This is a genomic window from Bacillus sp. FJAT-27225 (assembly GCF_001685025.1).
In the GTDB taxonomy this organism is placed as follows: Bacteria; Bacillota; Bacilli; order Bacillales; family Cytobacillaceae; genus Bacillus_D.
The window spans coordinates 997,304-1,005,766 of record NZ_MAYU01000012.1 but is presented as its reverse complement, the minus strand read 5'-3'; the positions used below and the strand labels follow the sequence as shown (position 1 = coordinate 1,005,766).

Sequence of the window (8,463 nt, the reverse complement as noted above, 5' to 3'; positions counted from 1 at the left end):
AAAAAAGACTGTAGTCAAACCCGATTTAGTTCGAGTTTGTCTACAGTCTGAGAAAGCCTTGTTGCTAAGGCTTTCTTTTTTTGTGTAACTTTCAGCTGAATCATTTTATAGGTAGTTCAGGGTTTTTAGGACAAGGCTCACTTCTTAGATTCACACAGTTGTAAAGTGGGCCATTGTAAAAGTGAGTACTTGATAAAAGACTGTAAACAGGGGGAAAAGAATTATCTTACAATAATTTGTAAATGTTCTATTAGCGCTTTTATCTTTCGCATTTCTTTTTTCCATAACCGGAAAAACTTTGTATTGACCGAGTTTTCATATTTAAACTACATCCCAGGATAACAGTGCTTTTTTCCTGGATAAAATGACCTAGATGATTTTTTAATCCAGTATTGCTCCCTGTTTGGAACCGCTTGTGACATGTCTGTTTTTTCGGTATACTTAAAAACATTGATATTCTGATATAATGTCGTCTGCGTGGGAGGCTTTTATGGCATACAATCATACGATTGATAAACTTAAATTTCTGGCCGCTATTGCAGTGGTTCTCATTCATACTACAGGTTCCATTAAGCAGTTTAATCTTGATACATTGGCAAATTATCATATTTACAGGCCGGTGCTTGATATAGCAGTCCCCTTTTTCTTTGCTGCATCAGGCTATTTTCTGTCTCATAAATCGGCATCGTATATTCCTGGCTATGTAAAAAAAATATCGTATATTTATATATCGTTTACTCTCTTTTATATTTTTTATAAGCTTTTAATTATTCTCTCTGACCGATTAGTCCTGAACACTCCTTTTTGGGTAAATTTTCATTCAGTTATCAAGGGATTGACCATTAAAGGATTTCTTAACGGAACTCTTGGCTCTTTCCATTTATGGTATTTACCAGCTTTGATACTGGCCGCACTTCTTCTGTTAATTTGCTTAAAGTTTGCGCTAAGACCTTCTATTGTTTTTCTTGCAGCTGGTGTACTGTATGTCGCCTTTTTAACAGGCATTGTTACGTTTAATAACGTATTCGTATATGGCGGTTTTGCTAAAGGTTTTTTCTATCTTGCAATGGGATATTATCTCGGGAAAAAGAACATTGAACATTTGAGGAATCCGTTACTCGGATTCGCTGTTGCGGTGATTCTCTATACGTATTTATCCTATTACCACTATAATTTGAATGTGATCTTCTTAGGTGCAGCTACTTATTACCTTATGGTTTTCGCTATTCGGAATCCGGGAAAAAGAACTTTTTTATCAGGAATGGGTCCAGCCTCTCTGAATATCTACATTCTTCATGTTTTCGTATACCAAACTATTAACAAACTCTATATCTATGGAGGGAGCGAGGATTTCTATCGTTATCCTTCCTACTATGCTATCGTTATTTTTGCAGCAGTCATTCTGCCGATTTTCATATTTAAACCAGTTGATAAGCTATGGTCTGCTCCTGTTTCCAAATGGATGTATAATCTTGCAAAATAGCTGAAAATGTACTTCTTGCGATCTATCGTTGCCACTTCTACATTCATGAGAAGACGGCGGAAGGAAATCATGATGGATTGTATAGTTGATGGTAGAAGGCCGAATTTCTTAAGGTTGTAAGCCCATTTATTTCACTTCCGGAAATGATACGAATTCTAAACTGGATTGATTGGAGCCGTGGTATGGGTTTTGTACGAATAATTGTTATAGGATATCCATCTCGGTATGGTCCTTTATAAGAAGTGGCCGAATGTGCTAGAATGATGTAAGTAAAATTTATACAATTCAGTATAGAAGGAGATATTCGATGGCAATTTTGGTTACTGGTGGGGCGGGGTATATAGGGAGCCACACATGTGTTGAATTAGTCAATGCAGGATATGAAATAGTGGTTGTTGACAATTTATCCAACAGCAAACCTGAAGCTCTCAAAAGAGTGAAAGAGATCACGGGTAAAGAAATTAAATTCTATGAAGTGGATCTGCTTGATAAAGAAGGATTGCGCAAGGTATTCGAGGAATCTCAAATCGATGCAGTTATCCACTTTGCTGGACTTAAGGCAGTAGGCGAGTCAGTGTCAATCCCGCTCCGTTATTATCATAACAATATAACAGGGACTCTCATCCTTTGTGAGGTAATGGAGGAATTCGGAGTAAAGAATTTGGTTTTTAGTTCATCGGCAACAGTTTACGGTATGCCTGAACAGGTTCCTATTTCCGAGGACTTTCCTCTATCAGCTACAAACCCATATGGAAAAACAAAGTTGATGATTGAGGAAATACTTCGCGATTTGTATGTCTCTGACAACAATTGGAGTATTGCCCTGTTAAGATACTTCAATCCTATTGGCTCGCATGAAAGCGGGAATATTGGAGAAGACCCAAGCGGCATTCCAAACAATCTGATGCCGTATATCACCCAGGTGGCAGTGGGTAAGCTTAAAGAACTGCAAATATTCGGTAATGACTATCCTACACATGATGGAACTGGCGTGCGGGATTATATCCATGTTGTCGACCTTTCCAGGGGCCATTTAAAAGCGCTGGAGAAGATTGTAGGGACAACTGGTGTGGAAGCCTATAACCTCGGAACGGGCAAAGGTTACAGTGTGCTGGATCTTGTTTCAGCCTTTGAAAAAGCATCAGGCATAAATATCCCCTATAAAATTGTCGACCGACGGCCAGGGGATATTGCAATTTGTTACGCTGACCCTTTGAAAGCCAGGGAAGAGCTGGGCTGGGAAGCGGAAAAAGGAATTGAAGAAATGTGCAGGGATTCGTGGAATTGGCAGAAAAATAATCCATCAGGATATTAATAGTTAGATACCCTTGTCCGGTGACAAGGGTATTTTTTTATTGCTAAATATGTAAAAAATTGATAGGATTCTACAGGAAAAGGAAAAAGTGCAAGGAGGGTTAATTTGGCAGCAAGGGTTGAATCAATACTTAAAAAAGTAATTATATTAATATATTTCCTTGTTTTAACGGTCATAATTGGTTTAAACATCTTTGAAAGCCGGGGGTATCATGCCACTGAAATGGTTATGCCAAGGTTTTTCAATATTTTAACATTAGTATTTAGCCTGTTTCTTATTCTTGTGGTCATCAAATTCAGGGAAGGCTTGCTGACATTTATTCATTCGATTAAAAAAGAATACATCTTAATTCCGTTTTTTATAGGAAGTGCTGCTGTCCAGCTGCTGGTTGTGAAGTGGTTTGATATTACCCCTTCCTGGGATTTCGGAACAATTGTTCATGATGCTGCGATTATTTTTGAGGGGCAGACATTAAATGATTATTTTATTAAGTATCCAAATAATATCTTTCTAGTCATCCTTTTAGGAGCGGTAGGTAAATTATTCAGCCCGACTCTATTTATTTTCCAACTCTTTAATATTTGTGTCATAACACTTAGTCAATATCTCATTTACAGCATTACAAAAAAGTTGGCCAGTTATGGAACAGCATTGGCCAGTTTGTTATTAAGCGGATTGTTCTTTCCTTACATATTCTTTGCTCCAATCGTATACACTGACACCATTTCATTGCTATTTTTGCTTCTGCCCTTAACGATCCTGATTGATCAGAATGGAAGATTCATTATAAAACTCACGAGAGTATTACCAGCTTCCATACTATTTGCATTAGGGATGATTTTAAAGGGGTCCTTAGTGATTTTTGTTATTGCATTTGCGATCGTACTGTTCATTTTCGGGTCCAAATGGAAAAAATCCTACTCGCTTATTCCTATACTTATATTACTTATACTAAAAGTCGCCTTTAATAGTTGGATCTATCAAAATGACTTTATCGATAAAGCTAAAATTGATCGATATAGCTTCCCTGTAACTCATTGGCTTGTAATGGGCCAAAATAGTGAGAGATTTGGGAAATATGCAGCTAATGATGTTGCCTGGACTGCTGAACTATTAAATAAAATGCCAAAGGAAACAGTAAGCCAAATTCATTTAAAGGAATTAATAGCAAGAATCAAAGAAAAAGGAGTAATGGGCAATATTGCTTATACAAAGGAAAAAATAAGCCATACATGGACAGATGGTACATATTACTCCTTAAACAAAATTAAAAGAAGGCCCATCCATCCGGAAAACATTGCTTCCTTATTAAATTATAAATCAGGACATATTATTCAAGCGTACGCGAGAATCCAGCACTTGTTCGTTATGGCGGGAATTTTACTGTTCAGCTTAAAAGTGAGGAAGGAAAAAAGTGAAACCTATCTGTTCTTCCTTTTATCTATAATTGGCTTCTTTTTATTTTTTATCATGTGGGAAGCGCGCTCAAGGTATCTTGTCAGCCTGACACCTATTTTTATTATGATGGCCAGCATCGGCTATTTTGGATTATCAAAAACAAAAAGCCAGTTTAATAAAGGAATTAGTTAATTGGGGGATGTATTTTGAAAAAGTTAATATCAGTCGTTGTGCCAATGTATTTCGAAGAGTTGGTAGTGAATGAGTGCTATGCCAGACTAACATCAGTGTTGGACAAACAGGAAGATGACTATGAGCTGATATTTGTGAATGATGGAAGTAAAGATAGGACCAAAGAGCTTCTAATGAAGATTGCAAAAGAAGATAAAAAAGTAAAGATTATAGACTTTGCAAGGAATTTTGGACATCAGACTGCTGTAACGGCAGGTATCGATTTTGCTAGAGGCGATGCAATTGTCATAATAGATGCCGATCTTCAAGATCCCCCTGAGGTCATTCAGGAATTGGTGGAAAAGTGGAAAGAGGGCTTTGAAGTTGTATATGCGAAGAGGAAGAAGAGAAAAGGGGAAACATTCTTTAAGCTAATTACAGCTAAATACTTCTACCGGTTTTTAAATTATATGTCTGAAATCGACATTCCAAAAGACACTGGGGACTTCCGTATTATTGACAGGAAAGTCGCGGATGTTTTTAAGCAGATGACAGAAAAGAATCGGTTTGTCAGAGGGATGATTTCCTGGGTGGGTTTCCGTCAAACGTTTATAGAATATGAACGGGATGAACGGTTTGCGGGAGAAACGAAATACCCATTTAGGAAGATGGTCAAATTTGCAGCTGATGGAATCATTGCTTTTTCAACAAAACCACTTAGACTCGTGACCATGATCGGATTAGTTGCAGTCCTTATTTCATTCCTATTGTTGCTATATGCGCTTATAGTCAAAATCTTTGGCTATCAAGTTGAAGCCGGCTGGACGTCCATCATCGTCGCGATTACTTTCTTTAGCGGGACACAGTTGTTAGGGTTGGGGATAGTGGGCCAATATATAGCTAGGATTTATGATGAAAGTAAAAACAGGCCAATTTATATTGTAAGGGAAACAATAAATATCGGTGAGGAAAGAACAAATAGCTAAAAGAGTGTGAGGCTGTAGATAAACTCATACGGGGGCGTCTGCAGCTTTTTTGGATTTGCCCCAAGTTTTAAACAAAATTGAAAGGAAAACAAGTATGTTTTTTCTAAAAGCAGAATTTTGGAGATTTGTCCTAGTTGGCTTTATAAACACATTTAACTATTATATTTTGTATTTAGTATTTTTTAATATTTTTAATATAAACTATATGGTCTCTCATATTAGTTCGTTTTTACTTAGTATGGTGGGTTCGTTTTACATGAACTCATATTTTACGTATAAAACCAAACCGACATTAAGAAAGTTCCTTCAATTTCCTTTGACCTATCTGGTGAATATCACAATAACAACCATTTCCCTTTGGATTTTTGTTGATATTCTAGAACTCAATGAAAATCTGGCTCCTTTGCTTGCAACCGTCCTGGCAATCCCTTTTACATTTGCATTATCAAAATTAATCCTGACTCAGAAAGATAAGGTGAAACTCTAGCATCTTTCATTTAACCTAGCTTTTAGAAAAAGGAAAGGAACGTTTGCCCTTTCCTTTTGAACTTTTTTAAATATTTATATTTAATAGTTAAGAGAAGTAATTCTAGGTGGAAATTTCAAACCAACGTAAGAAGAAATCTGGGTTTTATTCCTCTACTAATGGTATCACTTAAAATTTACTTCGCGAATTCTTTACTACAATAGTATGGATGTACCCCTTCCAAACTATCAGTCCTTTATGCCCCTTTAGTATCTCCAAGATTATCACCCCTTTTGCTTTTCTTTTCTTCCGTTACTATAGCCTAAACCGGAAAGAGGCATTCCTTTTCATCCTATTAATTTCCTTTCTTTGAACGTGGAAAAAAATAACAATGAATAAAATTGTTAACATTTAGTAAAATCTCTGGTATCTTATATAAAAGATTGGAAATTTACTTACACCAAATTCTAAAATAAGTCAAAAAATACGTTTTGGCCTGGAGTCATACTGATAAAAAGATGGATACAAGTAATTGACCGGCTGATAAATGTAATCGAATTGTTAAGAATGTAAATTTTTTGACAAGATGTTACAAAAAATATGTTATAATTTTATAAGCTAAAAATAACATTGGGAATAGGCTGGAAATATATAGGGTGAGCAGAAAGAGGAGGAAATAAATGAGTTATCAAAAACGTATGCTGCTTTTATCTTTTTTTGATTCGTGTTTAATTATTCTCGCCATTTATTTAAGTTATTTTTCTTTCCATAAATCTGTCTTCACTTTTGATTTCCCGGTATTACCACTAATAGTTGTCTCAGTGTTGTGCTACCAGTTTTTTGCTTTGCGTTTTAATTTGTATAACAAAGCATGGGAATACGCAAGCACAGGAGAAATGATAGCGATCCTTAAAGCGATTTCTTTATCTTTAATATCAACAGTAGGAATTCAATTCCTTTTGGGTAAGGATATCAATTGGACTCCTATGATTAATGTGTGGATGTTATTGGTTATATTTATAGGAGGGTCTCGCTTCTCCTGGAGGTTTTATAGAGACAGATATATAGTTTCAGGTCAAGAAATGAAAAAAGTACTTATACTTGGGGCGGGACAAGCGGGAACATTGTTGGCTCGTCAGTTATTAAAAAATTCGGACTTGGGTCTCCTGCCAGTCGCCTTTATAGATGATGATCCAAAAAAATATAAATTACAAATAATGGGCATTCCGGTGGAGGGGACCTCGAGGGAACTTTTTAAGGTTAAAGAAAAATACCAGGTCGAACATATGGTTATTGCGATTCCATCCTTGGATACTATTAAACTTAACGCAATTTTAGAAGAATGCTCCCGGATAAAAGTTAAAACACAAATAATGCCTAAAATTGAGGATGTAATGCTTGGAATGGTTAAAGTAAATCATTTCAGGAATGTTGAAGTTGAGGATTTATTAGGTCGTGAACCAGTCCAACTCAATATTGATAGTATATCAGAATATGTTACCGGCAAGGTCGTAATGGTAACTGGGGCTGGGGGCTCCATTGGTTCTGAAATTTGTCGACAAATTTGCAGATTTTCTCCAAGAAAAATTATCCTCGTAGGACATGGGGAAAATAGTATTTATCATATTGATATGGAGTTAAGGAACAACTTCCGGAATATACTGGAAATCATTCCTGTAATCGGTGATGTGCAAGATAGAGAAAGAATGTTTGAAATCATGGAAGAATTTAGGCCAAACGTTGTTTACCATGCTGCTGCACATAAGCATGTTCCGTTAATGGAATACAATCCTAAGGAAGCTGTTAAGAATAATGTATTTGGAACTAAAAACGTAGCTGATGCAGCAGATACATTCAGGGTAGGAACGTTTGTTCTGATTTCTTCTGATAAGGCAGTTAATCCAACAAATGTAATGGGATCTACTAAGCGTATTGCGGAAATGCTTATTCAGCAGTTAAGCAAAAAAAGCAAAACAAAATTTGTTGCTGTTAGGTTTGGTAATGTGTTAGGTAGCAGAGGAAGTGTCATCCCGTTATTTAAAAAACAAATAGAAGGCGGCGGTCCTGTTACAGTGACGCATCCGGATATGACAAGATATTTTATGACAATCCCTGAAGCTTCAAGGTTGGTTATCCAAGCTGGTTCATTGGCAAGGGGAGGGGAGATCTTTGTTCTTGACATGGGGGAGCCTGTTAGGATTGTTGATTTGGCGAAGAACTTAATTAAACTTTCAGGTTATACTGTGGAGGAAATTGGTATTCACTATACAGGATTGCGTCCTGGAGAAAAAATGTTTGAGGAACTACTCAACGAAAATGAAATACACAAAGAACCCGTATTTCCTAAAATCTTTATAGGTAGAGCTGTTCTTGAACAAGAGGAAGAAGTTAATTACCTTCTTGACCGTTTCGAAGACTTTTCTGCAGATGAACTTAAACAATATGTTATTAATCTTGCGAATAACCGTTTGAATAGGATTTTTCTGGTTGCTAAGTAAATAACATGGAAATATTACATTTCTTAAGGGCCTTCTATTCAGATTAAACTGATGAAAATAGAGGGCTCTACTTATGTAAGCATTAACCTTTACCCTTTATACATGACTTGTAAACCTCTTTGATGTTTTTTTATTATACTAGTGGG

6 protein-coding genes are annotated in these 8,463 nt (G+C 36.3%); all 6 read left to right on the top strand.

Annotation, left to right across the window (positions count from 1 at the left end; all coding sequences use genetic code 11):
• Positions 1-490 precede the first annotated feature (490 nt).
• The 6 genes from A8F94_RS12090 to A8F94_RS12065 all read left to right on the top strand — a co-directional run bounded on the left by A8F94_RS12090 (position 491) and on the right by A8F94_RS12065 (position 8,317).
• The gene (locus A8F94_RS12090; protein WP_066200297.1) at positions 491-1,483 is read left to right on the top strand and encodes an acyltransferase family protein; all 993 of its coding nucleotides are present in this window, start codon (positions 491-493) and stop codon (positions 1,481-1,483) included.
• 307 nt (positions 1,484-1,790) lie between these two features.
• A complete protein-coding gene (gene galE, locus A8F94_RS12085) occupies positions 1,791-2,798 on the top strand; it encodes a UDP-glucose 4-epimerase GalE (protein ID WP_066200294.1) in 1,008 nt (335 codons plus the stop codon).
• 105 nt (positions 2,799-2,903) lie between these two features.
• The gene (locus A8F94_RS12080) at positions 2,904-4,388 is read left to right on the top strand and encodes a hypothetical protein (protein WP_066200290.1); all 1,485 of its coding nucleotides are present in this window, start codon (positions 2,904-2,906) and stop codon (positions 4,386-4,388) included.
• A gap of 14 nt (positions 4,389-4,402) precedes the next feature.
• Positions 4,403-5,353, top strand: a complete 951-nt coding sequence (locus tag A8F94_RS12075) for a glycosyltransferase family 2 protein (RefSeq protein WP_066200287.1) — start codon at positions 4,403-4,405, stop codon at positions 5,351-5,353.
• A gap of 94 nt (positions 5,354-5,447) precedes the next feature.
• Positions 5,448-5,840 (top strand): GtrA family protein, encoded by a 393-nt coding sequence (locus tag A8F94_RS12070; RefSeq protein WP_066200539.1) that lies wholly within the window; start codon positions 5,448-5,450, stop codon positions 5,838-5,840.
• A gap of 659 nt (positions 5,841-6,499) precedes the next feature.
• A complete protein-coding gene (locus A8F94_RS12065) occupies positions 6,500-8,317 on the top strand; it encodes a nucleoside-diphosphate sugar epimerase/dehydratase (RefSeq protein WP_066200282.1) in 1,818 nt (605 codons plus the stop codon).
• The last annotated feature ends 146 nt before the right edge of the window (positions 8,318-8,463 follow it).

Bases quoted from the DNA above. Each gene is read 5' to 3' on its own strand.
- galE (WP_066200294.1), top strand. From the start codon at position 1,791: ATGGCAATTTTGGTTACTGGTGGGGCGGGGTATATAGGGAGCCACACA.
- A8F94_RS12065 (WP_066200282.1), top strand. From the start codon at position 6,500: ATGAGTTATCAAAAACGTATGCTGCTTTTATCTTTTTTTGATTCGTGT.
- A8F94_RS12090 (WP_066200297.1), top strand. From the start codon at position 491: ATGGCATACAATCATACGATTGATAAACTTAAATTTCTGGCCGCTATT.
- A8F94_RS12070 (WP_066200539.1), top strand. From the start codon at position 5,448: ATGTTTTTTCTAAAAGCAGAATTTTGGAGATTTGTCCTAGTTGGCTTT.